This window comes from Chitinophaga qingshengii (assembly GCF_014529935.1).
GTDB lineage: Bacteria > Bacteroidota > Bacteroidia > Chitinophagales > Chitinophagaceae > Chitinophaga > Chitinophaga qingshengii.
This window is the reverse complement of sequence record NZ_JACVFC010000020.1, coordinates 1-414: the sequence shown is the minus strand read 5'-3', so window position 1 is coordinate 414 and position 414 is coordinate 1. Positions and strand designations below refer to the sequence as shown.

At 53.4% G+C, this 414-nt stretch carries 1 protein-coding gene; it reads right to left on the bottom strand.

All coding sequences use genetic code 11. From position 1 onward, the window contains the following. Positions 1-414, bottom strand: a 414-nt coding sequence (locus tag ICL07_RS32170; RefSeq protein ID WP_188092168.1) for a condensation domain-containing protein, incomplete at both ends; no start/stop codon positions are given.

Here is a 414-nt window from a genome sequence, read left to right as displayed (position 1 = left end):
AATACCGCTGCCAGGCTTTTTACCTGCCCTGACAAGGTCTTGTAATCCATCTGCCCTCCACTGTACAACAAGGCAGTATCATCCGGCCGCAGCAGCGCCTGCTCATGGAAAAGATGATATAAAGAGGGGTAGCTGGCAAAGTGGCGCTGGTGGTCATTAATACCATATGCAAGCCGCTGGTGTTCTTCTTCCGACAAACAGCCCAGTTCATCCAGCGCCAGATCCGGCGACTGCAAGGCCGCTTCCAGCAGGCGCAGGTAATGTTCCAGCAAACGGCTGATACGGGCTTCGCTGAACAAGGTGTTGTTATACTCTGCATAGATCCTGTAGCCGCCTGCTTCTTCCAGTACATTCAGCAACAGGTCGTACTTGCTGGTAGTAACCGGTATATCGAAGGAGCTGACCGACAGCCCC